The 26,876-nt window shown below is 72.6% G+C and carries 24 protein-coding genes and 4 tRNA genes; 15 read left to right on the forward strand and 13 right to left on the reverse strand.

Annotated elements, in window-relative coordinates; all coding sequences use genetic code 11:
• Positions 1-293: 293 nt before the first annotated feature.
• A tRNA-Val gene (locus tag FE634_RS12320) sits at positions 294-365 on the reverse strand.
• 183 nt (positions 366-548) lie between these two features.
• On the opposite strand from FE634_RS12320, the gene FE634_RS12325 reads away from it, so the two are divergent.
• Complete coding sequence (locus FE634_RS12325; protein WP_170981542.1) at positions 549-971, forward strand: SsgA family sporulation/cell division regulator; 423 nt, start codon at positions 549-551, stop codon at positions 969-971.
• A 4-nt stretch (positions 972-975) separates the two neighbouring features.
• On the opposite strand, the gene FE634_RS12330 is transcribed toward FE634_RS12325, so the two are convergent.
• Positions 976-1,800 carry an aminotransferase class IV gene (locus FE634_RS12330; protein WP_138876049.1) on the reverse strand — a complete coding sequence of 275 codons (825 nt, stop codon included), beginning with the start codon at positions 1,798-1,800 and terminating at the stop codon, positions 976-978.
• A gap of 214 nt (positions 1,801-2,014) precedes the next feature.
• Here FE634_RS12330 and FE634_RS12335 point away from each other — a divergent pair.
• From FE634_RS12335 to FE634_RS12350, 4 genes are all read left to right on the forward strand, one after another.
• Positions 2,015-2,087: transfer RNA gene (locus FE634_RS12335), tRNA-Gly, on the forward strand.
• 57 nt (positions 2,088-2,144) lie between these two features.
• Positions 2,145-2,218, forward strand: a tRNA-Cys gene (locus FE634_RS12340).
• A gap of 24 nt (positions 2,219-2,242) precedes the next feature.
• Positions 2,243-2,317: transfer RNA gene (locus FE634_RS12345), tRNA-Val, on the forward strand.
• Between the two features lie 153 nt (positions 2,318-2,470).
• Positions 2,471-2,839: a hypothetical protein gene (locus FE634_RS12350; protein ID WP_138876050.1), complete on the forward strand. Its 369-nt coding sequence runs from the start codon at positions 2,471-2,473 to the stop codon at positions 2,837-2,839.
• A gap of 63 nt (positions 2,840-2,902) precedes the next feature.
• Here FE634_RS12350 and FE634_RS12355 read toward each other — a convergent pair whose 3' ends face one another.
• From FE634_RS12355 to FE634_RS12370, 4 genes are all read right to left on the reverse strand, one after another.
• Positions 2,903-6,445: an ATP-binding protein gene (locus FE634_RS12355; protein WP_262347402.1), complete on the reverse strand. Its 3,543-nt coding sequence runs from the start codon at positions 6,443-6,445 to the stop codon at positions 2,903-2,905.
• Position 6,446: 1 nt separating this feature from the next.
• Positions 6,447-7,181 (reverse strand): DUF4194 domain-containing protein, encoded by a 735-nt coding sequence (locus tag FE634_RS12360; RefSeq protein WP_138876051.1) that lies wholly within the window; start codon positions 7,179-7,181, stop codon positions 6,447-6,449.
• Entirely contained in the window at positions 7,178-8,662 is a 1,485-nt protein-coding gene (locus FE634_RS12365; protein WP_138876052.1) for a DUF3375 domain-containing protein, read from the reverse strand. The genes FE634_RS12360 and FE634_RS12365 overlap by 4 nt, the downstream gene beginning before the upstream one ends.
• A 91-nt stretch (positions 8,663-8,753) precedes the next feature.
• Positions 8,754-9,044 (reverse strand): hypothetical protein, encoded by a 291-nt coding sequence (locus FE634_RS12370; RefSeq protein ID WP_137293560.1) that lies wholly within the window; start codon positions 9,042-9,044, stop codon positions 8,754-8,756.
• Positions 9,045-9,401: 357 nt separating this feature from the next.
• Here FE634_RS12370 and FE634_RS12375 point away from each other — a divergent pair, with 357 nt between their 5' ends.
• Positions 9,402-10,295 (forward strand): DUF559 domain-containing protein, encoded by an 894-nt coding sequence (locus FE634_RS12375; RefSeq protein WP_138876053.1) that lies wholly within the window; start codon positions 9,402-9,404, stop codon positions 10,293-10,295.
• 52 nt (positions 10,296-10,347) lie between these two features.
• On the opposite strand, the gene FE634_RS12380 is transcribed toward FE634_RS12375, so the two are convergent.
• The 3 genes from FE634_RS12380 to FE634_RS12390 form a co-directional block, all read right to left on the reverse strand.
• Positions 10,348-11,343 carry a potassium channel family protein gene (locus FE634_RS12380; RefSeq protein ID WP_137293601.1) on the reverse strand — a complete coding sequence of 332 codons (996 nt, stop codon included), beginning with the start codon at positions 11,341-11,343 and terminating at the stop codon, positions 10,348-10,350.
• 114 nt (positions 11,344-11,457) lie between these two features.
• On the reverse strand, positions 11,458-12,573 hold the full coding sequence (locus FE634_RS12385) for a YihY/virulence factor BrkB family protein (protein ID WP_148240641.1): 1,116 nt from the start codon (positions 12,571-12,573) through the stop codon (positions 11,458-11,460).
• Between the two features lie 84 nt (positions 12,574-12,657).
• Complete coding sequence (locus FE634_RS12390; RefSeq protein ID WP_148240642.1) at positions 12,658-14,055, reverse strand: cation:dicarboxylate symporter family transporter; 1,398 nt, start codon at positions 14,053-14,055, stop codon at positions 12,658-12,660.
• Positions 14,056-14,269: 214 nt separating this feature from the next.
• On the opposite strand from FE634_RS12390, the gene FE634_RS12395 reads away from it, so the two are divergent.
• From FE634_RS12395 to FE634_RS12415, 5 genes are all read left to right on the forward strand, one after another.
• Entirely contained in the window at positions 14,270-14,827 is a 558-nt protein-coding gene (locus FE634_RS12395) for a hypothetical protein (RefSeq protein WP_138876054.1), read from the forward strand.
• Positions 14,828-14,973: 146 nt separating this feature from the next.
• Complete coding sequence (locus tag FE634_RS12400; protein WP_138876055.1) at positions 14,974-15,630, forward strand: hypothetical protein; 657 nt, start codon at positions 14,974-14,976, stop codon at positions 15,628-15,630.
• A gap of 38 nt (positions 15,631-15,668) precedes the next feature.
• The gene (locus tag FE634_RS12405; RefSeq protein ID WP_262347403.1) at positions 15,669-17,228 is read left to right on the forward strand and encodes a sensor histidine kinase; all 1,560 of its coding nucleotides are present in this window, start codon (positions 15,669-15,671) and stop codon (positions 17,226-17,228) included.
• Positions 17,225-17,917 carry a response regulator gene (locus FE634_RS12410; protein WP_138876057.1) on the forward strand — a complete coding sequence of 231 codons (693 nt, stop codon included), beginning with the start codon at positions 17,225-17,227 and terminating at the stop codon, positions 17,915-17,917. Before FE634_RS12405 ends, FE634_RS12410 begins: the two co-directional genes overlap by 4 nt.
• A gap of 54 nt (positions 17,918-17,971) precedes the next feature.
• Complete coding sequence (locus FE634_RS12415) at positions 17,972-19,090, forward strand: phosphotransferase (protein WP_148240643.1); 1,119 nt, start codon at positions 17,972-17,974, stop codon at positions 19,088-19,090.
• 6 nt (positions 19,091-19,096) lie between these two features.
• Here FE634_RS12415 and FE634_RS12420 read toward each other — a convergent pair whose 3' ends face one another.
• On the reverse strand, positions 19,097-20,539 hold the full coding sequence (locus FE634_RS12420; RefSeq protein ID WP_137293568.1) for a glycine hydroxymethyltransferase: 1,443 nt from the start codon (positions 20,537-20,539) through the stop codon (positions 19,097-19,099).
• A gap of 356 nt (positions 20,540-20,895) precedes the next feature.
• On the opposite strand from FE634_RS12420, the gene FE634_RS12425 reads away from it, so the two are divergent.
• The 4 genes from FE634_RS12425 (at position 20,896) to FE634_RS12435 (ending at position 24,412) form a co-directional block, all read left to right on the forward strand.
• On the forward strand, positions 20,896-22,614 hold the full coding sequence (locus FE634_RS12425) for a nitrite/sulfite reductase (protein ID WP_138876060.1): 1,719 nt from the start codon (positions 20,896-20,898) through the stop codon (positions 22,612-22,614).
• Entirely contained in the window at positions 22,611-22,769 is a 159-nt protein-coding gene (locus FE634_RS21085) for a transposase (RefSeq protein ID WP_187366697.1), read from the forward strand. Before FE634_RS12425 ends, FE634_RS21085 begins: the two co-directional genes overlap by 4 nt.
• Positions 22,770-22,839: 70 nt before the next feature.
• Positions 22,840-23,586, forward strand: coding sequence for a phosphoadenylyl-sulfate reductase (locus FE634_RS12430; RefSeq protein WP_137293570.1), 747 nt, complete (start codon positions 22,840-22,842; stop codon positions 23,584-23,586).
• A gap of 49 nt (positions 23,587-23,635) precedes the next feature.
• Entirely contained in the window at positions 23,636-24,412 is a 777-nt protein-coding gene (locus FE634_RS12435) for a sirohydrochlorin chelatase (RefSeq protein WP_137293571.1), read from the forward strand.
• A gap of 459 nt (positions 24,413-24,871) precedes the next feature.
• On the opposite strand, the gene FE634_RS12440 is transcribed toward FE634_RS12435, so the two are convergent.
• Genes FE634_RS12440 through FE634_RS12450 form a run of 3 tightly spaced genes read right to left on the reverse strand, consistent with a single transcriptional unit; the run spans position 24,872 to position 26,873 of the window.
• Positions 24,872-25,252 carry a DUF3037 domain-containing protein gene (locus FE634_RS12440; RefSeq protein ID WP_148240644.1) on the reverse strand — a complete coding sequence of 127 codons (381 nt, stop codon included), beginning with the start codon at positions 25,250-25,252 and terminating at the stop codon, positions 24,872-24,874.
• Positions 25,249-26,031 (reverse strand): HipA family kinase, encoded by a 783-nt coding sequence (locus FE634_RS12445; RefSeq protein WP_262347404.1) that lies wholly within the window; start codon positions 26,029-26,031, stop codon positions 25,249-25,251. Before FE634_RS12445 ends, FE634_RS12440 begins: the two co-directional genes overlap by 4 nt.
• Positions 26,028-26,873, reverse strand: coding sequence for a polyphosphate kinase 2 family protein (locus FE634_RS12450; protein ID WP_148240645.1), 846 nt, complete (start codon positions 26,871-26,873; stop codon positions 26,028-26,030). The genes FE634_RS12445 and FE634_RS12450 overlap by 4 nt, the downstream gene beginning before the upstream one ends.
• Positions 26,874-26,876 lie beyond the last annotated feature (3 nt).

A 26,876-nucleotide genomic window follows, 5' to 3' on the forward strand; every position in this document is an offset into this window, starting at 1 on the left:
GCTCGAAGAACAGCTCTGGGACCCGTGGCGGTCTTCGAGTTGCGAAGATCCAGGAGTCTTCTGCTCTGACGGCATCAGCGCCTCGCTGACGCGCCTCGAGGGGTACGACATCTGGTTGGCGTACCCGCTCACGAGCCAGCATTAAGACGCCACCGGCGCACTGATCAGCGCACCGTTCGCAGAAGCCGCGAACCTGGGTTCAGACAGCGCAGGTGTTGGACTCCACTATTCCCTGATAGTTCCCCAAGTGGAAGCCGATCGGGGAAACATGCCTCTGACCTGCGCAAATAGGGTGGGCGATACTGGGTTCGAACCAGTGACCTCTTCGGTGTGAACGAAGCGCGCTACCACTGCGCCAATCGCCCCGGGTGCAGTCGCAGACTCTAACGCATGACCACCGACTGCTCCCACCCGGTGGTCCCCAACGCGGCCGGCCAAAAATAGTTGGGTCGATCTGGCAACCGATCGGCGCCCGGATGCGTCTCTGTCAGGGAGGGGACAGCGCTGTCCCCGACGCCTGGCCCTCACTCGGACGAGGAACTGCTCCCATGACGCCACCACCGCTTGCTCCCGCGGTCACCGCTGACATCGCCCTGCACTGCGACGACGAGCTCGGACGCCCGATGGCGTTCATGGCCACGTTCGCCTACGACGCCGACGATCCGTACGCCGTCCAGGTGACGTTCCACGTGCCTTCTGGGGAGGTGCCGTGGGTGGTGTCGCGCTCGTTGCTGACACGCGGGATCTGCGAGCCGGTCGGTGACGGCGACATCCGGCTGCGGCCCGACGTCGACGACGAGGGCCGCGCCGTCGTCCGGATGGTGTTCCACTCCCCCGAGGGCCGGCTGCGCGTCGACGCCCGGGTCAGCGAGCTGCTGTCGTTCCTGGGGCGCACCTGGCTGACCGTTCGGCCGGGCGAGGAGGCCGTCGACGTCGACGGCCTGGTCGCCTCGCTGCTGCCCCGACCCTGAGCCGCTAACGGCCGAGCAGCTCGGGCTCGCGCGCGCTCCACACAGCGGCGGCGTCCTGCGTGAGCGGACCGACCGGGAGCTCGCGCTCGCCCCACCGCGTGACGGCCTGGACGTCGCGCGTCGTCGACACGAGGAACACCTCGTCGGCGGCCTCGGCGACGCCGATCGGCTCGTCGACCTCGCGCCCGCCGTACCAGTCGAGCAGCAGCGCGCGGGTGACGCCGGCCAGGCAACCGCTCGCCAGCGTCGGCGTGCGCAGCTCGCCGTCGACGACGTAGAACACGTTGGAGCCGGTGCCCTCGCACAGGTGGCCGGCGAGGTTGGCGAAGATCGCCTCGGTGGCGCCGCGGCGGCGGGCCTCGGCCAGGGCGACGACGTTTTCGGCGTACGACGTCGTCTTCAGCCCGGCGAGCGCGCCGCGCTCGTTGCGCGGCCACGGCACGGTGACGACGCTCGTGGTGTCGGGGGTCGGGTCCATCGGCGCGGCGACGACGACCAGGGTCGGGGGGTGCTCGCCGCGCCCGGACCCGAGCGGGGCCGGACCGCCGGTCACCGTGACCCGGATCCGGATCCGGCCGAGCGTCAGGTCCTGGCCGGACAGGACGGCGTCCACGCCCTCGCGCACGAGCGCGAGGTCGACCGCCGGCAGTCCGAGTCCCGCCGCAGAGCGCTGCAGCCGCTCGAGGTGCAGACCCAGCGCGAACGGCCGCCCGTCGACCACCTTGACCGCCTCGAAGACGCCGTCCCCGACCGTCAGGCCGTGGTCGACCACGCTCACCGCGGGGCCGTCCGGGTCGTCGAGCAGGTGTCCGTCGATCCAGGCGCGCATGGACGCCACTGTAGGGAGTCCGGCCCGCCCGGTGGTCTCGACTCGGCTCGCTGGCGCTCGCCGGCTCGACCAACGGGACTCGAGCCGCGTGGACGGAGCCACCGTGCGAGCGACACGACGACGCGGGGGTCGGTTTGGGCCTCACCCGAGGCATCGGCTACTGTTCTCACGCACTCAGAAACGGAGCCGCAAGGCGCCGGGACGGAGCAAGCAAGCGGACATAGCTCAGTTGGTAGAGCGCAACCTTGCCAAGGTTGAGGTCGCGAGTTCGAGTCTCGTTGTCCGCTCGGAGAGGTCAGTGTTGAAGGGCCTGGGCCTACCGCCCGACCTCCAGCCAGAAGCATGGTGGGTTGGCCGAGAGGCGAGGCAACGGACTGCAAATCCGTGTACACGGGTTCAAATCCCGTACCCACCTCCACAGCACCACACCACAACTCCACACGGACGATTGGCGCAGTGGTAGCGCGCTTCCTTGACACGGAAGAGGTCACTGGTTCAAACCCAGTATCGTCCACCAGCGTTCATGCAGGTCAGAGGTCGGTTCCCAGTTCGGGAGCCGGCCTCTTGCCGTTGGTACCGCGCGTCGCGCGCACGCGCCAAGCTCCCGCCTGAGGGAGCCAACTTCGCGATCAAGGTGACGGACCCGCGGTCAATGACATATCAATCTCTGGTGTCCACAACTGCGAAAGCCGACAACTCCCTCTTCTCCTACATGCTCGTCGGCCTCGTCGGCCTGCTGTGCAGTGCCGCCGCCATCGGGTTCGGGTGGCCGCGCGTCGACCTTGCCTCGTGCCTCAGCTACGAGACGTGTGCTCCCGAGACGACGGGGCACTGGGCATGGGTCGTCGGCGGCGGAGTCGCCGCGGCCCTCAGCCAGACCCTGCTTCTCGTCTGGGTGGTCGGCACCGGCGTGCGCCTCGGCATTCAGGCCCGCGAAGACGCGGCGGCGGTCGTCGAGGCCGAGCAGGCGGCGGCGATCGACACCGCTGTCGCTGACCGTGAAGCTCCTCAGCAGGACTCGCCCGAGCCGCAGGAGTAGGGCGCTCCACCAACCCCCCCGCTCGTCCGGGCGTCGTGCTCCCAGCAGCCGTTCGGGTACCCCCTACTCCTTGCTCCGGTCGACGTCGCTGATCGGCGTGATCCACGACCGGTGGGTCGTGCTGTTCTTGGTGATGGCGAGCAGGTCGTCCATGTGGGGCTCGAGCCCGGTGACCTTGTCGAGGGGGACGCCGATGATCAGCTGGAACCCGAGGCCCTTCCAGGCCTGGACGGCGCGGCCGGCGAACTCGGAGTCGGCCTTGACGAAGCCCTCGTCGAGGAAGACGGGCGCGAAGCGGGGCCGCGAGCGCATCTCGTCGCCGAGACGGAACCGCAGCGCCGAGCCGACGATGAAGGCGACGAGCTCCTGGCTCTCGCCGCCGCTCTTCTCCCCCAGCGTCCGGTAGGTCGCGCGGAGCTCGCCGGTGAGGTGGTCGTAGCGCTCGGCGCTGATCTCCACGTGCCGGCGGACGTCGAGCAGCCGGTCGCGGTCGGTCGGGCCCGCCCCGGACGCCGCGTCCCCGGCCTGGGCCGGCTTGCGCAGCTGCTGCATGAAGCGGCTGAGGTCGGCGAAGCGCTGCTCGAGGTCGGCCTCGCCCAGCTCGGTGGTCGAGCCGGCCGAGAGCGCGCGCAGGTCGCGCATGAAGACCTGGACGTGCACCGGCGCCAGCCGCCGCAGGCGGATCCGGAGCCGGTCGCGCGAGGCCCCGAACTCGAGGCGGCGCAGGATCGCGTTGATCGGCTCGAGGCGGTCCTCGATGTCCTCGATGGAGGCCGCCATCGCTCCGACGAGCGGCACGAGGTCCTGGCCGCTCCACTCGGTGAGCCGGCGCCGCCACTCCGAGCGCCGGGCGGCCAGCCCGTTGCCGCGGATCTCGTCGAGGATGCGGGCGTAGTCAGGGTAGGAGTCGGCGCTCGCGCCGAGGTTGGGCGAGTCCCACTGGAACTTGTAGGCGCGGAAGATGCCGGCCAGCTCGCCGTCGATCCGCTGGGTCTCGCCGTCGGCCGAGGAGACCGCCGCCAGGAGCCGGTCGCGCAGCCGCTGGGAGTTCTCCCCGAACCGGTCGAGCTCGTCGGGATCGGCGGGGGCGACCGCGGCCGCGAGCTCGGCCGCCAGGCCGGCGTCCTGCTCCTCGGTGAGCACCACCCGACCGGCGGCCTCGGCGGCGTCGAGGCGGTCGGTGACGGCGTCCTCGGACTCGACCAGCTCGCCGTGCGCGGCGTTCAGCGCCTGCTGGTGCCGCTCGAGGCCGAACCTCTCCTGCCGGGTCGTGTCGAGGCGGGCGTCGAGGTCGTCGATCTGGGCCTGGAGCACCTGCAGCTGGTCGTCGGAGGTCAGGATGTCGGCGCGGCGCTGCTCCAGCTCGACGATCCGACGGTCGCTGCCTGCCACGTCGACGTCGTCGAAGCGGGCCATCGCGATGGCGTCGTAGGCCTTGCCCTGGAGCCCGAGCACCCGCTCACGGCGCCGCACGTCGTCGAGCCGGGCGCCGACGTCGTCGAGGCGGCGGCCGACGTCGACGAGCTGGGCGTCGAGCTCGGCGATCGCGTCCTCGTTGGAGAAGCCGATGATGTTGCGGGTCTCGCCGCGGCCGTGGGTGCCCCGCCGACCGCTGCGGGTCTGGCCGGCGGCGGTGACCCGCAGGCCGGCCCCGTCGAGGCCGCGGGCGTCGTCGACGCAGACGGCGTTGCGCCCCGACTCGGCGACGTGGCGCTGGACCCACCCCGAGAACGGGGAGTCCTTGAAGAGCAGCTTGCCGGCGACCCGCTCGGGATCGGCCGGGCCGGCGTCGGGCAGGTCGAGCTCGACACCCTCGAAGCCCAAACGCCCCGGGAGCCGCAGCCCGTCGATCGCCGCGGAGAACGACGCGAGGCGGTCGAGCGGCACCAGCATCGTGCGCGCGCTCGCGCCGAGGACGGTCTCGATCGCCGTGCGCCACCGGGCCTCGTCGGGGGCGACGTCGATCAGCTCGGCCACGAACGGGAGCTCCTCGACCGACAGCCCGCTCGCCCGGGCCACGGCCGCACGGAGCCCGTCGAGGTGCGCGGGCACCCGCCCCGCCCGGGTCTCGAGCGAGGCGCGCTCGCGGCGCAGCTCGGCCTGCTCGGACATGAGCGGCACCTGCAGCTGCAGCACCGACTGGTGCTCGGCGCGCAGGGCGGCCTGCTGGTCGTCGGCCGCGGCGAGCCGCTTGCGCGCCAGCACCTGCAGGCCGGCGAACGCGGAGGCCGAGTCGAGCGCCGAGTCGAGGTCGGGCAGGTCGGCGTCACCCGAGGTGTCGGCCAGGGTGCCGGTCAGCCCGACCAACGGGTAGACCCGCTCCTCGAGCTCGGCGAGGCGGTTGCCGCGCTCCTCGCGGATCACCCGCTCGTGCTCGACCTGCGCGGCCAGCGCCTGGAGGTCGCCGCCGCCGGCGGCGCGGTGGGCCTCCTTGGCGGCCTCGAGGTCGCCGACGAGCCGCGCCTCGGCGGACCGCGTGGCGGTCAGCGCCTCGGACGTCGCCGCGCGGTCGGCCCGGTTGGTGACCACGGCCGACTCGAGCAGGCGCCGGTGGGTGCGCAGCAGCCACAGCCGCAGCGGGGTGTCGCCGGCCTGCGTGACGCCGTACGAGTCGAGCTGGGCCAGGCGCCGGGCCGCGGCGACCCGGCGCTCGTGGAGCTCGGTGATCGGCTCGAGGAGGTCGAGCTTCTGCTCCTCGGTGCGCATCGCGGAGTAGGCCGTGTCGAGGTCGTCGAAGTGCTCGATGGCGCGGTCGGCCGCGGCGTAGGTCGAGGGCCGCTCGAGCACCATGTCCTTGTAGAGCTCGTCGACGCTGCGCACCTGGTTGCCGGCCTGGATGCGGGCCAGCAGCCGCAGCGCCTTGGCGCCGTCGCCGTTGGCGCCGATGCCGAGCCGGGCGTGCAGGACCGCCGAGAACTCCGCGTAGGTGCGGTGCACCCGCAGGCCGGGGTAGAGCTTCTTGAGGGTGTGGGCGTGGAAGCGCTCGGGGACGGCGACCTCCAGCGTCTCCAGTGGCAGCGGCCCCTCGTAGGTCGCCAGCTGCATCTGGACGTCGGCCGGCCGCGTCGCGCGCCGCGGCACGTAGTAGATGCGGGCCGCGGTGAAGCGGCCGCCGAGGTCGTTGACGAACGTCATCGCCACCGCGCCCCACGTGTCGGCGCCCCGGCCGCGCAGCAGCACCTCGACCGGCCGCCCGGTGCGGGGGTCGTCGACGACGTCGACGGCGCCGCGCAGGTACGACAGCAGGTTGCGCTGCCCGACGCCGCGAGCCCGCCCCGCGACGGCGTCGTTGGAGGCGCCGTTGAACTTGGTGTCGGAGGGCATCATCAGCGCGGTGTAGGCGTCGAGGATGGTGGACTTCCCGACGCCGGAGGCGCCCGAGATCATCGTCGTGTCACCGCGCAGCGGCACCGAGGTGAGCCCCCCGAAGCCGCCCCAGTTGACCAGCTGCAGCAGCGTCGCGCGCCACTGCACGGTGTCGTCGGCCGGCGCAGAGACGACCCGCTCGTCGAACAAGCCCTCCCCCGGCTCGCCGGCCTCCATGTGCTCGCCGTGCCCGTCGTTGTCGTCGACGTCCTCGACGTGCTCGACCTCGTCGATCGACATCTCAGCCCTCCCCTGCCTCGTCCACCGCCACGTCGAGGGGCACGTCGGCCTCGTCCTCGACCGGCGCCGTGCCGTTGGCCCGTCGCAGCGCCTCCAGGAGCTCCTGGAGCAGCTCGAGCGGGACCAGCGGCTCGACGGCCTCGCTGATCTCGTAGCGGTCGTCGCCGACGGCGCCGATGAGCAGCCCCGACTTCACCACCGTGGCGACCGCCGCGCGGGCCCGCTTCTCGTCGCCGGCCTCGTCGGTGGCGTGCGCCGGCCGGAACGTCTCGACGTAGGACACGACGTCCTCCCGGTCGACGAAGACCCGCGCGTCGCCGCCGGCGTGCCCGGCCCGGAGCCGGTCGCGCAGGTGCACCAGCACCAGCGTCTCCTCGCGCGACCAGGCGGCGTCGTAGAGGAGGGTCGGGAAGCGGCTGCCGGTCTCGGAGACCGCCTGTCGCTTCCAGGCCACCTCGCGGGCGCGGTCGACGGCGAGGTCGAGGAAGAGGTCGTTGAGCCGCGAGCGCAGCACCCGCTCGTGGTCGAGGAGCACCTGCCAGTCGCGCGGGTGGGTGCGGGCGCTGATGAACCGCTGCTTGAGCAGCGTGACCAGGGCGTGGCGCTGGGCGTGCTCCAGACCGCCCTCGTCGCCCTCGAAGAGCGAGACCGAGCCGTCGTCGAGGTGCTCCTCGTCGAGCTCCCGGTGGAGGTCGTCGTCGTGGACGTCGATGTCGGTGTCGGTGTCGGCACTCATCGGGTCGCCTCTCGCAGGTCGGGGTCGGGCAGGGGCAGCCGCGGCACGGCGAAGGTGCGGCGCGTGCCGTCGGGCCGGACGGCGGCGAACGACTCGGCGACGTCGTCGGCCTCCCACTCGTGGTCGGCCGCCAGGTGGAGCAGCCCGAGGATCTCGACCGGACGCCGCAGCTCCGGCTCGAAGCCGTCGAACAGCTCGCCCAGCGAGGCCGCCGGCAGCAGCGAGCGCAGCGCCTCGTCGAGCCGCTCGCGCAGCGAGGTCAGCTGCGGGCCACCCTGCGCCATCAGGCCGGCCAGCGACACCGCCGGGGCGTCGTCGGGGTCGGCGCCACCGAGGCGCTCCGGCAGGACGTCGTCGGCCGGGTCGTGGAACCGCTCGCGCAGGTGGTCGACGCCGGCACGCAGCGGCAGGAGCGCGACGTCGTGCGTGGCGCGCGGCCCCGTCGTCGCCATCCAGGTGGTCAGCTCGGACTCGACCTGCCGCAGCGTCTGCTCGAGCTCGCGGTCGCGGACGGCGTCGTGGGAGACGATGTACTCCTTGAGCGTCGCCGTCACGCGCGAGCGCTGGGCGAGCACCCGGTCGAGGCCGTCGCGCACCAGCCGGACCGTGCCGCGCAGCTCGGCGCGCTCGGCCTCGCTCAGGATCGCGCCCGACAGCGGGTGCTCGAGCAGGGCGTTGAGGTCCTCGCGGAGCTGGGTGACCAGGGCGTCGTCGCGCAGCAGGGCGAAGGCGCCCTCGAACGCCCGCCCCTCGTGGGTGGCCGTCATCAGCGCGTCGGCGCGGGCGAGGTAGTCGTCGATGACCTCGCCGGCCGGCCGGTCCTCGGCCCGGAACGCCGCGAGGATCTCGCCGCGGATGGTGCCGAACCGCTCCTCGACGCGCGCGAAGTCGCTCGGGAGCGCCGAGATCAGCGACAGCAGCTCGGTGAAGCCCTCGAGCATGTAGTCCTCGGTCGCGCCGACCAGCTCGGCGCCCTCGACCAGCCGGTCGCGCTCGGCCTGGAGCCGGGCGATCTCGGCGTTGAGGATGGTGACCCGCGCCGTGCGGTCGGGGTTGGCCTCGGAGTTGAAGCGGCGCACCGAGCCGAGGATGGTCGAGATCCGGTGCTCGCTGAGGGTCGCGCGGTCGCGGGCGAGGTTCTTGACCAGCTCGAGGGCCTGCTGGGCGTGGGAGGTCAGCGTGTAGACCTCGTGGCCGGTCTCGTCGAGCGAGCGCACCAGCCACTGCCCGCGCATCCAGCGGTGGCACAGGTCGCGTCCGCTGCCCTGCGGGACGTCGCCCTCCCCCGTCAGCCGGACCGCCGCCAGGTGCTCCTCGACCTGCGCGTGCAGCCGCGCCGTCGGGATCGGCTTGTTGTTGCGCCCGAACGCGGTGCGGAAGATTGTGATGACGACGTGCGCCTGGCGCTGGTGGAGCAGGGTCAGGGTCGGCTGCGCGAAGGCGTCCTTGACCCGCGCCAGCTCGGCGGCGACCTCGCTCATCTGCCCTCCCCGGGACGTCGTGCGCGGCGTCCCGCGCGCCGCAGAGCATTCCAGAGCCCACCGACGGGCCGGCGGGCGGCTTCCGGGTCGCTCAGTCCTCGGGCGCCGGGGGGAAGCACGTCGCCGCCCAGTCCTGGACGGCGGCGACGAGGCCGGCCACGGTGACCGCGGGCGTCGCGATGCGGAGGTAGACGCTGCGGTCCTCGAGGCCCTCGACCATCGCGTTCAGGCTCGGGCCAGCGGTGACGGTCGGCAGCACCGTCACCCCCGCGAAGGCGGGGTCGGACGCGAGGCCGTCGAGGAAGCGCGCCTCCTGCTCGAGGTCGTCGACGTAGACGACCTCGATCGTCGTCTCGACCCAGCCGCGGAGCTCGTAGGGCATGCCGGTGACTCTACGGAAGGTTCGTCGCCCATCTTGGGGGTGGTGGAGGCTGCGCCGGGCGCGTTAGGTTTGAGAACGGTTCGACGCAGCGACGTCCCCCATGGCTGCGTCGGACCCACGGCGCCCCGCCGGTGCTCCATCTGGTGGGGCTCCGTGCTCCCCCCGCGAGCGGCGTACGCGGCCGGCTCGAACATCTTCGGCTCGAACTTCGGCGATTCGCTGCGCGGCTTGGACCGCCCCGCTAACGTTGGGGTTGTTGGACCGCTGGAGACCCGAGACTCCGGCGGTTCAACTCTTTTTCGGGCCGGCTGTGGATGACCGGGTGCGCCCGGGTCGCCGGCCGTCGATCCTGGTCCGGTGACGGTGGTCGAGCTGATCGAGGAAGCCGGCGGGTACCTCCCGCGCGCCGTCCTCGTCGCCGCGACGTCGCGCGCCCAGGTCGACGCCGCGCTCGCCGCCGGCCTGGTCGTGGCCTCCGGGAGGGGCCGCTACACCACCGCAGCGACCGGCGCCGCGGTCCGTGCCGCCCAGCGCGTGGGCGGCGTCCTCTGCCTGACCAGCGCGGCGCTGCACCACGGCTGGGAGGTCAAGGTCGTGCCCGAGCGGCCCCACGTCGCCGTGCCGCGCGGCCGCAAGGTCAGCCGGGCGCGCCGTGACGGCGTCGAGCTGCACCGCTACGACCTGCATGCCGCCGACCTGGTCGACGGCGTCGCCACCGACGCGGAGACCACGCTGCGCCACTGCCTCACCCGGCTGCCGTGGGACGAGGCGCTGGCCGTCGCCGACTCCGCCCTGCGCCACGACGTCGACCCGGCGGCGCTGCGCCGCGCGGCCGCCGTCAGCGGCCACGGCTCTCGGCAGGCCCGCCGGGTGCTCGCCGAGGCCGACGCCGAGGCGGCCAACCCGTTCGAGTCCGTGACTCGGGCGATCGCGCTCGACGTGCCGGGACTGGCGGTGCGCCCCCAGCGGACGATCCGGACACCCTGGAGCACGGCACGACCGGACCTCGTGGACGAGGAGCTCAAGATCGTCGTGGAGTGCGACTCCTTCGAGTGGCACGGCGGCCGGGCGGAGCTCGCGAGGGACGCGAGGCGCTACGACCTGCTCGTCGTCGACGGGTGGGTCGTCCTCCGCTTCGCCTGGGAGGACGTCATGTTCGACCCCGCGCACGTCCGCCGGGTGCTGGTCGCGGCCGTCGCCCTCGTAGAAGCACGTACAGCACGACCCACCTGCCGGTGCGGCGCCGCGTAGCACCGGGATCCGGTGGTCGGGCGCGGCCGTGGTGTACGTGCTTGTACGCGCGTCACTCCTCGTCGGAGGCGAAGTCCTCGTTGTGGGTGCCCGGGCGCGGCGCCCAGGGCAGCTCCTTGGCCGGCCGGACGACGACGAGGCGGTCGCCGCGGGCCAGCAGGGCGACCACCGGGTCGAAGTAGCGGTAGACCTTCTCGTCGCGCACGACCGCGATCACCTGGTCGGCCACGCCCTGCGGCTGCTTGCCCACCTCGGAGACCAGCAGCTCGCGCTCGGCGACCTCGAGGCCCTCGCCGTAGGTGAGCAGGTCCTCCATCACGGTGCCGAGCGTCGGCGACAGGGTGGAGAGGCCGAGCAGCCGGCCCACCGCGTCGGAGGAGGTGATGACCGAGTTGGCGCCCGACTGGCGCATCAGCGGCGCGTTCTCCTGCTCGCGGACGGCGGCGACGATCCACGCGTCCGGGTTGAGCTGGCGCACGGTGAGCGTGGCGAGGACGTTGGAGTCGTCGCGGTCGGTGGTGATGATGACCTGGTCGGCGTCGGCGACGCCGGCGCGGCGCAGCACCTCGCGGCGGGTCGCGTCGCCGGTGACGACGGCCAGCCCGTCGGCGTGCGCCTCGGCGAGCGCGGTGGCGCTGGGGTCGACGATGACGACCGACTCGCGGTCGTAGCCGTTGTTGACGAGCGTCTCGACGGCGCTGCGCCCCTTGGTGCCGTAGCCGACGACGACGATGTGGTGACCCACGGTCTTCCTCCAACGTGCGATGCGGATGAGCTCGCGTCCCTGGGAGGCGAGCACCTCCAGCGTGGTCCCGATGAGCAGCACCAGGAAGGCGATGCGGGCCGGGGTGATGACGAGGGCGTTGATCAGGCGGGCGTTGTCGCTGGCGGGCGCGATGTCGCCGTAGCCGGTCGTGCTGAGGGTGACGGTCGTGTAGTAGAACGCGTCGATCAGGCTGATGGTGTTGGTCGGGTCGCCGTTGTCGTTGTAGCCCTCGCGGTCGAAGTAGACCAGGGCGACGGTGCCGACGAGGATGCCGAGCGCCATGAGGAGCCGCTTGCCCAGCTGCCACCACGGCGAGCGGTTGCGCTCGGGGAGGTTGACCTTCCCCCGGCTGCTGCTCCGCGCGCCCTCGGAGTCGGTGTGGCTCACGGGGTGAACCTAGTCGGTGCGGGGCGCGGGGTCGCCGACGGCACGCTCGGACGCCGCCGACCTGGTCGGCGCGGGGCGCGGCGTCACGCGCACCGGCTGGGTCGGGGCGGGCGGCTCGGGCGGCTCGGGCGGGTCCGGGCGCTCCGGGGGGACGGGCGTCGTCTCGCGGGTCATCACCGTGCGCAGTCGCGTCATCAGCTCGAGCCGGGCCCGGGTCGTGTGCTTCTGCGGGAAGACCTGGTCGAACGCCGCGTTCACCGCCGCACCGATGAGCACCGCGATCGCGACCAGGTACAGCCACAGCAGGACGGCGATCGGTGCCGCCAGGGGCCCGTAGATCGACTTGGAGTCGGCCGCCGTCGCGGTCAGCACCCAGCGCAGGACGTACGAGCCGAGGATCCACGCGACGAGCGAGAACGTGGCACCGGGCAGGTTGAAGCTCCAGTTCGTCTTCACCGGCACCGACACGTGGTAGAGCGTCGCGAGGAAGCAGACGCACACGACGATGACGATCGGCCAGTAGAACTGCATCAGGAAGTCGGCCCGCTCGGGCAGCCAGGCGCGGACCAGACCCGGGCCGGCGATCACGAGCGGGATCGAGATCGCGCCGGTGAGCACCGCCAGGATGTACAGCACGAACGACAGTGCCCGGGTCTTGACGATCCCGCGGTGGCCCCCGAGCCCGTGCATGATCGTGATGGTGTCGACGAAGACGTTGAGCGCGCGCGAGCCCGACCACAGCGAGAGCACGAAGCCCAGCGAGACGACGTCGAGCCGGCCGCCGTCGAGCACCGACTCCATCGTCGGGTTGATGACCTTGTCGACGGCGGAGTCGGTGAGGAAGGTCGAGCTGAAGTCGAGGATCGCGCGCCGCACGTCCTCGACCTGGTCGGCGCTGAACCGCGCGGACACGTAGCCGATGCCGCCGGCCAGCGCGAAGACCAGCGGTGGCACGGACACGACGGCGAAGAACGCCCCCTCCGCGGCGAGCCCGGTGACCCGGTAGCGCAGGCAGGAGGAGACGGTGGTGACGACCAGGCGCCACAGCGTGTGGGCGGCCCGGCGGGCCAGGCCGGCACCCCGGGACGACGCCGCGGCGGCGTCGTCCGAGGGCTCCGAGGGCATGGCCTCCACGCTAACCAGTGGCGGGGCCGGGATCGGGGATCCGCGGCCCCACCACCCGGGTGAGATGGACGACGTCCGGCCGGGCTAGGCCTTGACCGGCTCCTTCTCGAGCGCGACGCCGGGGTTCGACTCCCCCGCCTCGACCGGCTCGGCGTCGTGGTCGTCGAGCATCGTGGTCTCGTCGAAGGGGTCGTGCCCGCCGAGCACGGCGTCGAGCTTGGCCCGGTCCAGGCCGCCGGTCCAGTGCCCGACGAGCACGGTGGCGACGGCGTTGCCGGCGAAGTTGGTGACCGCGCGGGCCTCGCTCATGAAGCGGTCGATGCCGACGATGAGGCCGACCCCGTCGACCAGCTCAGGGCGGTGCGAGCTCAGGCCGCCGGCGAGGGTGGCCATGCCGGCGCCGGTGACGCCCGCGGCGCCCTTGGAGGCGATCATCATGAACAGCAGCAGCGAGATCTGCTCGCCGATCGACAGCGGGTCGCCCATCGCCTCGGCGATGAAGAGCGAGGCCATGGTCAGGTAGATCGCGGTGCCGTCGAGGTTGAAGGAGTAGCCGGTCGGGACGACGACGCCCACGGTCGGCTTGTCGACGCCGGCGTGCTCCATCTTGGCGATCAGGCGGGGCAGGGCCGACTCGGACGACGACGTCGACACGATGAGCAGGAACTCCCGGCCCAGGTACCTCAGGAGGCTGAAGAGGTTCACGCCGGTGGCCAGCTTGAGGATGGTGCCGAGGACGACGAAGACGAACAGCGCGCAGGTGACGTAGAACCCGATCATCAGCACCGCCAGGCTCTTGAGCGCGTCGGCGCCGGTCGCGCCGACGACGGCGGCCATGGCCCCGAAGGCGCCGACCGGCGCGGCCCACATGATCATCGCCAGGACGCGGAAGACCAGCTTCTGGATGGTGTTGATGCCGCGCAGGATCGGCTCGCCGGCCCGGCCCATCCGCTGCAGCGCGAAGCCGACGAGCAGGGCGACGAGCAGGGTCTGGAGGACCTCGCCGGAGGTGAGCGCGGAGAGCATCGAGTCGGGGATGACCCCGAGCAGGAACTCCGAGGTGCTGCCGTGGCCGGCCGCGGCCTGCTCCTGTCCGGCGCCGGCGACCTCGTCGTCCAGGTTGAGGCCGTCACCCGGGTGCAGGATGTTGCCGACGACCATGCCGATGCCGAGGGCGAAGGTCGACATCGTGATGAAGTAGGCGAGCGCGAGCCCGCCGACCTTGCCGACCCGGGCCGCGTTGGCCACCGAGCCGACCCCGATCACGATCGTGCAGAAGATGACCGGCTGGATCATCATCTTGATGAGGGCCACGAAGGCCTCGCCGAGCGGCTTGAGCTCGACGGCGAAGCTCGGGAACAGGATCCCGACCGCAATGCCGAGGACGACGGCCGCGATCACTGCCAGGTAGAGGTAGTGGGTGCGGTTCTTGACCTGACGCGGTGGGGACTGCGGCGCGTGCGCCGACGGCGTGGTGCTCATCGATCCTCCTGGTGTGCCCGGGGGCGGCCGGGCGCGTCCCGACACCCGTCACCCTGGTGGCTGCTGTGACCCCGGTCACCGTTGTGTTCGTTGTGTTCGCCACCACACCCGTGGCCGCCGCGTCCTCCACAGGGCGGGTCTGCCCGGTTCCCGAACGGCCGCGGGCGGAGTAACTTGCGTGCCCTGACGTCGGTCACTCGGAAGGACCACGCGGATGCACCCTCGACACCTCGCCGCCCCGCTCGCGGCCCTCGCTCTCGCGCTGTGCCTCGGCGCGTGCACCGACGATCCGGAGCCGAAGGTCGAGGACCCACCGTCGTCGTCGTCCACGCCCAGCGTCGACCCGGTGACCTCGGCTACGCCGACGTCTGAGCCGACGTCCGAGCCGCCGGCGGACGAGACGCCGGAGGAGTTCGTCCGGCGCTGGCAACGTGAGCTTGATGCGATGCAAAACTCGGGCGATCCCGAAACGTTCCTGGCAATGACTCGGAGCTGCGTTTCCTGTAACGACCTCGCCGAAGGCATCCAGTCGTACTACGCCGACGGCGGGTACGTGAATTTCGCTGGGACACGCTTGATCAGTATTCGGAGTACCGGAGGAACGGATGGCGTGCGCCAGTTCGAGGTTGCACGCCGCGTAGGAAACACGGAGTACGTGACAGCCAGTGGCGAAGCGCCTCAGAGCCTCGAGGGCGGTAGAGACACGATCACCATCACCGTGGCGAAGGAGGACGACGCATGGGTCGTCACGCGATACGCGATTTTGGACTGATCCTCTCGATCACCGCGGCGACCGTGGCGATAGACACGGCCAATGCGCTCGATCCAGGTCCACGAAACCCGCCAATCAGCCTCGAGCAAGTCCATGCACAACATCAGACTGATGGCGCCTCTTCTGCGGGGACAGGCGGAGACGTCGTGCCGTCCTCCTACGGGAACTCGGACGTCGAGATTCGCGAGCAGTGCGGACTGGGAGAAGGAGTCTGCTACGGCGGGCCCCCGAACTGTTTCGAGGACGGATACAGCGGATACGTCTACGACGTCTACGTCAACGGCGTCGATGTCGACGACACCTGCGTCACCGACGCGCCGGGCGAGCCGGCCGCGCCACCGCAGGTGACGCCAGGGATGGTCGTGCGCGCGTTCAAGGCGCTGGCGTGGCCCGCCAGCGAGCTGACGATCCAACCCCCGCGCGGGCGCACGGCGGTCAACTTCGACACCTACTTCTTCACCGAGGACACCGCCCCGATCACCCGCGAGGTCCGGCTGCTGGGCCAGCGGGTCACCATCGAGGCCACGCCGAGCGAGTTCACCTGGCACTGGGGCGACACCACGGTCGAGACCACGGCCAGCCCCGGCGGGCCGCACCCGCGGGGCGACGTCGTCCACCAGTACCGCAGCAAGGGTCAGGTCGCGCCGAGCCTCGACACCACCTACACCGGCCGCTACCGCGTCAACGGCGGACCGTGGGCGCCGATCCCCGACACCCACACCGTTCCCGGGCCGGCCGAGGCGCTCGAGGTCGTCGAGGTCCGTCCCACACTCGTCGGCGGCACCGGCAGCGCGTACGGCTGACCTGCCGGGAAGCGCCGCCGGTGCGGCAGGATGCAGCGGTGCCCCGCCGTCCGCTCTCCGTCGCCCGCCAGGTGCTGGTGCTGCAGGTGGCGGTCGTGCTCGTGCTGGTGCTGGCCTCCCTCGGCCTCGCCGGCTACGACGCCCACCGCGACGCGCGCACCACCGCGACCGTGCGGGCGGTGGCGGTGGCGCGGTCCGTGGCCGACTCCCCCGCCGTCGTCGACGCGCTCGCGACCGACGACCCGTCGGCGGACCTGCAGCCCTACGCCGAGCGGGTGCGCGCCGACACCGCGGTCGACTTCGTGACGATCATGGCGCCCGACCGCACCCGCTTCACCCACCCCGACCCTGCCAACATCGGCAAGCCCTTCATCGGCGACCTCGGCGGCGCGCCGGAGGGTGACATCTTCACCCAGGAGTACGCGGGCACCCTCGGCCCGTCGATGCGCGCCGTCGTCCCCGTGCTCGACGACGGCGACGTCGTCGCCCTGGTCTCGGTCGGCATCACGATCAGCTCGATCGAGCGCCGGCTGCGCGACGACCTGGCCGCGATCGGGCTCGCCGCCGGCGTCGTCCTCGGGGCCGGCCTGCTCGGCGCCTGGCTGGTCAGCCGCCGGCTCCGGCGGCAGACCCACGGGATGGGCGAGCTCGAGATGACGCGGATGTACGAGTACTACTCGGCGGTGCTGCACGCCGTCCGCGAGGGCCTGCTGCTCATCGACCCCGACGGCCGCGTGCAGCTGGTCAACGACGAGGCGCGGCGCCTGCTCGACCTCCCGGACGACGTCCAGGGCCGGCTGGTGCACAGCCTCGGGCTCGCGCCGGGCCTGGTCGAGGCCGCGCTCGGCCGCACCGCCGAGGCCGACGACCTCTACCTCGCCGGTGATCGGGTGCTGGTGGTCAGCTCGTCACCGGCCGAGTGGGACGGCCGCTCGGTCGGCGCCGTCGTCAGCCTGCGCGACCGCACCGAGCTGCAGTCGGTGACCGGCGAGCTCGACGTCGTCCGCGGGCTCACCGACTCCCTCCGGGCCCAGACCCACGAGGCGGCCAACCGGCTGCACACCGTGGTCTCGCTGGTGGAGATGGGCCGGCCCGACGACGCCGTCGCCTTCGCCACCGAGGAGCTCGAGGTGGCCCAGCGGCTCACCGACGACGTCGTCGGCGCGGTCGGCGACCCGGTCGTCGCGGCGCTCCTGCTCGGCAAGACGGCCGAGGCGCGCGAGCGCGGCGTCGACCTCGACGTCCGTGGCGAGCTGCCCGGCGACGTGCCCGGCCGCGACCTCGTCACCGTGCTCGGCAACCTCGTCGACAACGCCTTCGACGCGGTCGCGGAGGTCCCCGACCGCGCGGGCCGCCGGGTCCGGGTGACCCTGGGCGGCACCGCCGCGCGGCCCTCGATCACGGTCGAGGACACCGGGGCGGGGCTGAGCGAGGAGGAGCGCGCGCACGTGCTCGAGCGGGGCTGGACCACGAAGGCCGAGGGACGCGGCGTCGGCCTCGCGCTCGTCGGCCAGGTCGCCCGCCGCCACGGCGGCGACGTCCGGGTCGAGCGGTCCGAGCTCGGCGGCGCCGCCTTCGTCGTGGAGCTCGGGTCGTGAGCGGCGAGGACGACGCCGGCGCGGTCCGGGTGCTCGTCGTGGAGGACGAGGAGCTCGCGGCGGAGGCCCACGCGACCTACGTCGGCCGGATCCCCGGCTTCGTCGTCACCGGCGTCGCCCGCTCGGCGGGCGAGGCCGCCCGCCTCCTGGAGCGGGGCGGCATCGACCTGGTCCTGCTCGACATGCACCTCCCCGACGGCCACGGGCTCGGGCTGCTGCAGCGCCTCCGCGCGGCCGGCGACCTGGTCGACGTCATCGCGGTGACGGCGGCCCGGGAGACCGACGTGGTGCGCCACGCCGTCGCGCACGGCGTCGTGCTCTACCTGCTCAAGCCGTTCACCTTCGCCACCTTCCGCGCCCGGCTCGAGCAGTACGCCGAGTACCGGGCCCGGCTGCACGCGGCGCCCGACGAGGTGATGCAGGACGAGGTCGACCGGATGCTCGGCACGCTGCGCCCGGCGGCGCCCGACCTGCCCAAGGGGATGAGCGCCGAGACGCTGCGGGCGGTGGTGGTCGTCGTCCGCGCCTCCGACTCGGCGCTGTCGGCGTCCGAGGTCGCCGAGCTGGTCGGCGCGTCGCGGGTCACGGTGCGCCGCTACCTCGAGCACCTCGCCGACACCGGCACCCTCGAGCGCGGTCAGCGCTACGGCGGTGGCGGCCGGCCCGAGGTCGAGTACCGCCGCACCTGAACGTCCCCAGATCACGGGTTGTGGCGGCCGCGGGACCGCGAGCACGATCGAGGGGTGCACGACCGGTCCCTGCTCGGCCCCGCCGACGTCGACGACGCGACCCTGTCGGCGATGGTCGCCGACCTGCTCGGCGAGCCGTCGGTCGAGCTGCTCGGCTCCACCGCCGAGCGGGTCGCCTACGACCTCCCGTCGATCACCACGGTCGCGCGGTGGTGGGTCTCCTGCTCCGCGCGCACCGCGACCGGCGTCCGCGACACGAGGATCTTCGTCAAGCACGTGCAGGCGTGGCGGTACTCGGCGTTCTTCGCCCTGGTGCCCGAGGCCATGCGGGAGATGGCGGCGGCGAGCGTCCCGTGGCGCACCGAGTCGTGCGTCTACCGCTCCGACCTGCGCGACCGGCTGCCCGACGGCCTCGCGATGGCCCGCGCGCTCGGCGTCGTCGACCTGGAGCCGGAGGCGGCCGCCGTCTGGCTCGAGGACGTCACGCACCCGCCCCTCGCCTGGGACCTGGCCCGCTACGAGCGGGCGGCGTACCTGCTCGGACGCCTCGCGGCGAGCCCGCGGGTCGCACCGCTCGCGGACGCCGGCCACTTCGAGTGGTCGGTCCTCCACTACGTCCACGGCCGGCTCGCCGGGCAGGTCGTCCCGGTGCTGCGCTCCGACGACGTCTGGCGCCAGCCGGTCGTCGCGGCGACGTTCGACGCCGGGCTGCGCGACCGGCTCCGTGCTGCCGCGGAGCTCGCGTCGGCCCACGCCGGTGAGCTGAGCGGTCTGCCGAGGGCGACCAGCCACGGCGACGCCAGCCCCAACAACCTGCTGCCCGGAGCGACGTCCGACGGCTTCGTGCTCGTCGACTTCGGCTTCTGGATGCCGCAGGCGGTGGGCCACGACCTCGGCCAGCTGGTGGCCGGCGAGGTCCAGCTCGGACGCCGTCCCCCGGTCGACCTGCCCGAGCTGGACGCCGCGTGCGTGACGGCCTACACCCGGGGGCTGGCCGAGGAGGGACTCGTCGTCGACGAGGACGTCGTCCGCCGCGCCCACGCCCTGCAGCTCCTGCTGTTCGCCGGGCTGTCGGCGCTGCCCGACGACCCGGCCACCACCGAGGAGACAGCGGCCGGGCGGGCGGCGCTGGCGCGGCTCAGCCTCGACCTGGTCGAGGCGACCGCAGGCTGACGCGGGTCAGCTCAGCTCGAGGCCCGGGTACAGCGGGTGCTTGTCGAGCATCTCGGCCGAGGCGTCCTTGACGCGGTCGGCGATGCCGTCGGCGAGGCGGTAGGACGCCTTGGACGGCGTGCCGGCCTTGGTGGTGCCGGGCTCGGTGTTCTGGAGCACCTGCACGATCAGGTCGGCGACGAGGTCGAACTCGTCGTGGCCGAACCCGCGGGTGGTGAGCGCGGGCGTGCCGAGGCGGATGCCGGAGGTGTACCAGGCGCCGTTCGGGTCGGCCGGGACGGAGTTGCGGTTGGTGACCACGCCGGCGTCGAGCAGGGCCGACTCGGCCTGGCGGCCGGTGAGCCCGAAGCCCGAGACGTCGAGCAGCACCAGGTGGTTGTCGGTGCCGCCGGTGACCAGCGAGCCGCCGCGGGACAGGAAGCCCTCGGCGAGCGACTTGGCGTTGTCGGCGACCTCCTGGGCGTAGGTCTGGAACGCCGGCTGGCGGGCCTCGGCGAAAGCCACGGCCTTCGCGGCCATCACGTGCGAGAGCGGCCCGCCGAGCACCATCGGGCAGCCGCGGTCGACGCTGGGGGCGTACTCCTCGGTCGCCAGCACCATGCCGCCGCGCGGACCGCGCAGGCTCTTGTGGGTCGTGGTGGTCACGACGTGGGCGTGCGGGACGGGGTCCTCGTCGCCGGTGAAGACCTTGCCGGCCACGAGCCCGGCGAAGTGCGCCATGTCGACCAGGAGCGTGGCGCCGACCTCGTCGGCGATCTCACGCATCTTGGCGAAGTTCACCCGCCGCGGGTACGCCGAGTAGCCGGCAACCAGGATGAGCGGCTTGAACTCGCGCGCCTTCGCGGCCAGGGCGTCGTAGTCGAGCAGCCCGGTCGTCGGGTCGGTGCCGTACTGCTGCTGGTGGAACATCTTGCCGCTGATGTTGGGGCGGAAGCCGTGGGTCAGGTGGCCGCCGGCGTCCAGGCTCATCCCGAGCAGGCGCTGGTTGCCGAGCTCCTTGCGCAGGGACTCCCAGTCGGCGTCGGTGAGCTCGTTGACGTTCTTGCTGCCGACCTTCTCCAGCCACGGGCCCTCGACGCGGTGGGCTAGGATCGACCAGAAGGCGACCAGGTTGGCGTCGATGCCCGAGTGCGGCTGCACGTAGGCGTACTCCGCCCCGAACAGCTCGCGGGCGTGCTCGGCGGCGAGCGACTCGACGGTGTCGACGTTCTGGCAGCCGGCGTAGAAGCGGTGGCCGACGGTGCCCTCGGCGTACTTGTCGCTGAACCAGGTGCCCATGGTCAGCAGCACGGCGGGCGAGGCGTAGTTCTCGCTCGCGATCAGCTTGAGGGAGCCGCGCTGGTCGGCGAGCTCCTTGCGGGTGGCCTCGGCGATGCGCGGCTCCACGGAGGCGATGACCTCGAGTGCCTGGCTGTACGCGGAGCTGGTGAGGGACGAGAGGTCGGCCATGACCGCCACCCTAGTGCCGCCGCGGACGGCGTCCCGCCTCCCGGCCCGGGCAGCCACGGCGCGCGGATGTGACGTGGCTCGCACCACCGACGCGACCACCGCCCGGGGAGAGCCCGCTCGTCTCACATGGTGGATCGCGGTCTCACATCACGAGATCCGCGTTTGTGGACCTGGTGTCCGAACCGTGAGACTGGTGTCCATGGTCACCGCCGCTACGCACGCCCACCTCGTGGTTCGACGCCACGTGGACTTCGGGCGCACGCGCAGCAGCATGTGTCCGGGCTACTGAATCCCACCCCGGACACAGTCTCCCGGTGGTCGCCCCGCGCGCCGCCGTCCAGCGAAGGACCATCCCCATGCCCGATCGGCGCCACCAGTCGAAGCCGCCCGTCCACACCGAGATCCCGCGCACCAAGCGCGCCGAGGGTCAGTGGGCGCTGGGCTACACCGAGCCGCTCAACAAGAACGAGCAGTCCAAGAAGGACGACGACCCGCTCAACGTCCGGGACCGGATCCTGCACACCTACTCCAAGCGCGGCTTCGCCTCGATCGACCCCGCCGACCTGCGCGGCCGGTTCCGGTGGATGGGTCTCTACACCCAGCGCGCCCCCGGCTTCGACGGCGGCAAGACTGCGACGCTCGAGGAGGAGGAGCTCGACGACGAGTACTTCATGCTCCGCGTCCGCTCCGACGGCCGGCTGCTGACCCACGACGCCGTCCGCGCGCTCGGGGAGATCGGCGTCGAGTACGCCCGTGACACCGCCGACGTCACCGACCGCGAGAACATCCAGTACCACTGGATCCGCATCGAGGACGTCCCCGCGATCTGGGACCGCCTCGACGCCGCCGGGCTGAGCAGCCTCGAGGCCTGCGGCGACTCCCCGCGACCCTTCCTCGGCTCCCCGGTGGCCGGCGTCGCCGTCGACGAGATCATCGACGGGACCTCGGCGCTCGAGGAGATCTTCGACCGCTTCATCGGCGACCCGGCGTTCTCGAACTTCCCGCGGAAGTTCAAGACCGCGCTGACCGGTCACCCCAGCCACGACGTCTCCCCCGAGACCAACGACGTCGCCTTCGTCGGCACCGTCCACCCCGTGCACGGGCCCGGCTTCGACCTCTGGGTCGGCGGCGGGCTCTCCACCAACCCGATGCTGGCCGCCAAGATGGGCGTCTGGATCCCGCTCGAGGAGGTGCCGGACGCCTGGTCGGCCGTCGCCGGCGTCTTCCGCGACTACGGCTACCGCCGCCTCCGCTCGCGCGCCCGCCTCAAGTTCCTGGTCGCCGACTGGGGCATCGAGAAGTTCCGCGAGGTCGTGGAGAAGGAGTACCTCGGCCGCGAGCTCGTCTCCTGCCCCTCGCCCGCCTCCCCCGTCGGGCACCGCGACCACATCGGCGTCCACGACCAGAAGGACGGCAAGAAGTACGTCGGCGTCGCGCCGATCGCCGGCCGCATCTCCGGCACCCTGCTGGTCCAGCTCGCCGACGCCATCGAGGAGTTCGGCGTCGCCGGTGCCCGCCTCACGCCGTACCAGAAGATCGTGCTGATCGGCGTCGAGCCCGAGCGGCTCGAGGCCCTGGTCGCCCGCCTCGACGAGATCGGGCTCTCGGCCCGGCCCTCGACCTGGCGGCGCAACACGATGGCCTGCACCGGCATCGAGTTCTGCAAGCTCGCCATCGTCGACACCAAGGAGCGCGCCCGCCGCCTGGTCGGCGAGCTCGAGCAGCGCTTCCCCGACCTCGACACCCCGATCACCGTCAACGTCAACGGCTGCCCCAACGCCTGCGCGCGCACCCAGGTCGCCGACATCGGCCTCAAGGGGCAGCTCGTCATGCACGAGGGCCAGCAGGTCGAGGGCTTCCAGGTGCACCTCGGGGGTGCGACCGGGCTGCAGGCCAACTTCGGGCGCAAGCTGCGGGCCCACAAGGTCACCAGCGCCGGGCTCGACGACTACATCACCGCCGTCGTCAGCAACTACCTCCAGGACCGCGTCGACCTCGGCGAGGACTTCGCCACCTGGGTCGCCCGCGCCGACGAGGGACTACTGCGCGGCGACAAGGTGTTGGCGACGTCATGAGCGAACGCGCCGTCCCGTTCCACTGCCCGTACTGCGGCGACCAGAACCTCTGGCCCCACGAGGCGACCCGCGGCGCCTGGGAGTGCCGGGACTGCCAGCGCGTCTTCTCGCTGAAGTCCCTCGGTCTCCTGCGCCCGGAAGGAGTCGTCCGATGACCAGCACCCCACGCCGTTCTTCGCCTCCCCCGCTGCGCTCCGCCGCCGAACAACGCCGAGGGGACCCCGCATGAGCACGCTCACCACCCGGACCGCCCGCGCCGCGCGCGGCGTCTCGGCCGAGGGCCGCTCCCCCGAGGAGCTGCGCGACCTCGTGTCCCACTGGGGCGCCGAGCTCGAGCTCGCCCCCGCCGAGACGATCATCGAGTGGGCCGCCGCGACGTTCGGCGACCGGTTCGCGATCACCTCCTCGATGGGCGACGCCGTGCTGGCCCACGTCGCGGCCAAGGTCGTGCCCGGCGTCGACGTCGTCTTCCTCGACACCGGCTACCACTTCGTGGAGACCATCGGCACGCGCGACGCCGTCGGCGCCACGATGGACGTCAACCTGCTCTCGATCACCCCCAAGCTGAGCGTGGCCGAGCAGGACGCCGAGTTCGGCAAGGACCTCTTCCGCACCGACCCCGACGCCTGCTGCGCGATGCGCAAGGTCGCCCCGCTGGCCGACGCCCTCGCCCGCTACGACGCCTGGGCGACCGGCCTGCGCCGCGCCGAGACGCACAACCGCGTCATCGCGCCGGTGATCGGCTGGGACGCGAAGAAGGGCAAGGTCAAGGTCTCCCCGCTCGCCCGCTGGAGCGACGAGCAGGTCGAGCGGTACATCGCCGACAACGGCGTCCTGGTGAACCCGCTCGTGCACGACGGATACCCCTCGATCGGGTGCGCCCCCTGCACCCGACGCGTCGCGCCCGGCGAGGACCCGCGCAGCGGGCGCTGGGCCGGCACCACCAAGACCGAGTGCGGGATCCACACGTGATCCCCCGCTCCGCCCTCGTCTGGGCCCTGACTGAGAGGAGGCGGCCCTGATGGCTGCTCCCGCCCTGGTCGCCCTCGCACACGCGAGCCGCGACTCCCGGACCACCAAGGCCGTCGCCGCCCTCGTCGACGAGGTGCGGTCGCAGCGCCCCGACCTGCGGGTCGAGCGTGCCTTCCTCGACGCCGACAGCCCCGCCGGCTCGACCGCGCGCTGGGTCCGCCCGGAGTTCCAGGCCGTCGTCGACCGCCTCGTGAAGGCCGGTCACGACGAGGTCGTCGTCGTCCCGCTCGTGCTCTCGGACGGCTCCGGCTCCGAGGTGCCCGGCGTCGCGGACGCCGTCCACGCCGCCACCGCGCGCCACCCCGGCCTCCAGGTCCGCGTCAGCGCCGACCTCGGACTCGAGGCGTGCTTCCTCGAGGTCCTCGACGAGCGGCTCCGCGAGGCGCTGCGCAGCTCGCGGATCCGGGAGCTGGACGCGCTGGTGCTCGCCGCCGCCGGGTCCACCGACCCGCTCGCCAACCAGTCGGTCGCCCGCCTGGCCCGCCTGTGGGGCACCCACCACCGGCTCCCGGTCACCGCCGCGTACGCCGGCAGCGCCCCGCCGGCCACTGGCGAGGCCGTTCGCGCCTTCCGCGCCGAGGGACGCCGGCACATCGCGGTCGCCTCGCTCTTCCTGACCCCCGGCGTCCTCACGGACCGGGCCTGCGAGCTCGCCGTCGAGGCCGGCGCCGTCGCGGTTTCGGCCCCGCTCGGCGCGCACCCGGAGATCGCGCGCGTCGTCCTGGCCCGCTACGCCGTCGGCGCAGTCGAGCTCGTCCCGGTCTGATCACGCCGGCCGAGGAACGAGGCCGGCGTGATCGTCGGTCGTCGAGCAAGTGGCGCGTCCGAGGAACGAGGGCGCGACCCGCGTGTCGAGCCGCCTGGCCCAGCGAGTTCGAGCCAGCCGCGGGATGGTTGGACGGACGGCCGGGGGTTTCGTCGGCGCTCGCTGGCGCTCGCTTGCTCAACCTCCGGGGTGGGCGGACGGGCCGGGGGTTTCGTCGGCGCTCGCTGGCGCTCGCTTGCTCAACCTCCGGGTAACCGGCTCGGGGTTTCGTCGGCGCTCGCTGGCGCTCGCTTGCTCAACCTCCGGGGTGGGCGGACGGTCCGGGGGTTTCGTCGGCGCTCGCTGGCGCTCGCTTGCTCAACCTCCGGGTGGTTGGGTGGGCGGGCCGGGGGTTTCGTCGGCGCTCGCTGGCGCTCGCTTGCTCAACCTCCGCCGGGGCGGGCGATTGGAGGGGGCCTGTCAGCCGACGAGCTGGACGAGGAGTCGGTCGAGCTGGTCGACGGGGTCGGCGGTGATGCCGCCGTGCACCGGGCCGGGTTGGAGGACGGTGCTGCGCGGCGCCTTGAGGAAGCCGAACCGCTGGCTGACCGGGGCTGCGCCCGCGCTGCCGGCGTCCTCGGACCCGGTGCAGACGGCGTCGACGAAGGCCAGCGCGGTGCGGAGCTGGTCGGGGTCGACGAGGGCGTCGAGGGCGCCGATCCGGGCCGGGTCGACGCGCCAGGCCGCGCCGAGGAAGTCGGTGGCGTGGCAGTAGAGGACGACGCCGACGTTGAGGAACTCCTCCCGGTCGACGCGGGGCACGCAGCGCAGCGCGACGTACTGGTAGGCCTGGCCGCTCATCGCGTCACGCCGGGCAGCCACTGGCGGGTCCCGAGGCGGGCGGTGAGGAAGCGCAGGTACGCCGCGCGCAGCTCCTCGGGGCTCTCCGCCCCTGGGACCGGGTCGAGCCAGGTGTCCGGCACCAGCGCGACGACCTCGGCCAGCAGGTCCGGTGTCACGAGGGAGCTGAGCTCGGCGTCGACCGCGGTGAGGTCGCCGGCGCGGCGGCGCAGCACGTGGTCGCTGGCGTCCCACGGCTGACCGGCGAAGCGCACGGGGTCGGAGACGCCGTTCGACCACCCGTGGTGGAAGTAGAGCGAGGCGCCGTGGTCGATCACCCAGAGCTCGTCACCCCACAGCAGCAGGTTGGGGTTGCGCCACGAGCGGTCGACGTTGGCGCAGAACGCGTCCAGCCACACCACCCGGGCCGCCACCTCGGGCGACGCGGACGCCTCCCCGTCGAAGCCGAACGAGCCGGGCAGGAAGTCGATGCCGAGGTTGAGGCCGAGGCTCGCGGTCAGCAGGTCCTGCACCTCCTCGTCGGCCTCGTAGCGGGCGATGTCGGCGACCAGGTCCAGCACGACCTGGACCGGGGTATTGAGCCCGATGCGGCGGGCCAGCTCGCCCACGATCACCTCGGCGACCAGGACCCGCGGACCCTGTCCGGCGCCCCGGAACTTGCAGACGTAGGTGCCGAGGTCGTCGCCCTCGACGATGCCGGGCATGCTGCCGCCCTCGCGCAGCGGGGTGACGTAGCGCGTCACCGCCACCGACGCCAGGCCGGACCGGTCGCGGCTCACGCGATCGGCGCCTCGTCGAGGAGGCGCCCGCGCTGCTCGTCGATGTCGAAGTCGGGGGCCGGCCACTGCGGGTCGAGCCCGCGCAGGGCCTCCAGCAGGAGGGTGCCGATGGCCAGGTTGCGGAACCACTTCTTGTCGGCCGGGACGACGTGCCACGGGGCGGCCTCGGTGTGGGTGCGCTCCAGGGCCACCTCGTAGGCCTCGCGGTACCGGGGCCACTGCGTCCGCTCGTCGATGTCGCCCGGGTTGAACTTCCAGTACTTCGTGGGGTCGTCGAGCCGGGCCAGGAGGCGCTCCTTCTGCTCCGCGGCCGAGATGTGCAGCATGCACTTGACCACGGTGGTGCCGCCGTCGACCAGCCGCTGCTCGAGCTCGTTGATCGCGGTGTAGCGGCGCTCGATCTCCTCGGGCGGGGCCAGCGAGCGGACCCGGGCGATCAGCACGTCCTCGTAGTGCGACCGGTCGAAGACCCCGAGGATGCCGGGCAGCGGGAGCGCCCGCTCGATCCGCCACAGGAAGTCGTGAGCCCGCTCCTCCTCGGTCGGCGCCTTGAAGGAGGTGATCCGCACGCCCTGCGGGTCGACCAGGCCGACGGTGTGGCGCAGGGTGCCGCCCTTCCCGGAGGTGTCCATCCCCTGCAGCACGAGCAGGACGCTGCGTCGTCCGCCGGACTGCCCCTCGGCGAAGAGCCGCTCCTGCAGCTCGGCGAGCTCGGCGCCCATCGCGGCCAGCGCCGCCTCGCCGTCGGCCTTCCTACCCTCGAAGCCGGGCGCGGCGTCGGTCTCGACGGAGGTCAGGTCGACCGGACCAGGACGGAGACGGACGGCGGCGCTGAGGCTCATGCA

This window comes from Nocardioides sp. S-1144 (assembly GCF_005954645.2).
Lineage (GTDB): Bacteria > Actinomycetota > Actinomycetes > Propionibacteriales > Nocardioidaceae > Nocardioides > Nocardioides dongxiaopingii.